At 69.1% G+C, this 811-nt stretch carries 1 protein-coding gene and 1 pseudogene; both read left to right on the top strand.

Annotation, left to right across the window (positions count from 1 at the left end; translation table 11 throughout):
• A pseudogene (locus NS365_RS24740) lies at positions 1-346 on the top strand (hypothetical protein); the annotation flags it as partial.
• Positions 347-372: 26 nt separating this feature from the next.
• A partial coding sequence (locus NS365_RS23360) for a GTPase (RefSeq protein WP_153003950.1) occupies positions 373-811 on the top strand: 439 nt, incomplete at its 3' end.

Raw genomic sequence — 811 nt, 5'->3', positions numbered from 1 at the left:
CGATCGCCTCCCGCGCGCCGAGCGCCTGACGACCGATGGCGAGCCGCTGCGCTACGGCGCGCGGGAGGCGATCGGCTTGGCGGCCTGGAAGGCAGGCGATGTCGATACGGCGCGCAGCTTCTTCACCGAACTTCAGGAGGATTTCGGCACCCCTGCCGGGATCAAGCGCCGCGCCGGGCTGATGGTGGAACTGATCGAAGCCGAGCATGGCGCCAAGGACGCGCCGGCAGCAAACGCGCCGGCCAAGCCCGTTGCCGACGATGCCGAGGCGAGCGAGGCTCAGAGCCCGCCGCAGCCGAGCGACGCGCCGCCCGCCGCCGCCAAACCCAACCAGCCCCCGGCCTGAACCGAAACAGGAGCGAGAACACTCTCATGGTGACCATCGCCATTATCGGACGGCCGAATGTCGGCAAGTCCACGCTCTTCAACCGTCTGGTCGGCCGCAAGCTGGCGCTGGTGGACGATCGTCCCGGTGTCACGCGCGACCGGCGCGAGGGGGACGCGACGCTGCAGGACCTCGAATTCCGGGTCATCGATACCGCCGGTCTGGAGGAGGCGAGCGCCGAATCCTTGGAAGGGCGTATGCGCGCCCAGACCGAGCGCGCCATCGACGACGCCGACCTGTCGCTCTTCGTGGTGGACGCCAAGGCCGGTATGACGCCGCAGGACGAAGTCTTCGGCGAGCTTCTGCGCCGCCGCGACAAGCCGGTGATTCTGGTGGCCAACAAGTCCGAGGCGCGGGGTTCCGACGCCGGCTTCTATGACGCCTTCAGCCTTGGGCTGGGCGAGCCTTGCGCGATTTCGGCCGAGC

Source organism: Aureimonas ureilytica (assembly GCF_001475935.1).
Classification (GTDB): domain Bacteria; phylum Pseudomonadota; class Alphaproteobacteria; order Rhizobiales; family Rhizobiaceae; genus Aureimonas; species Aureimonas ureilytica_A.
Note: the sequence above shows the minus strand (reverse complement) of the source record. Positions and strands in the feature narration are given on the sequence as shown.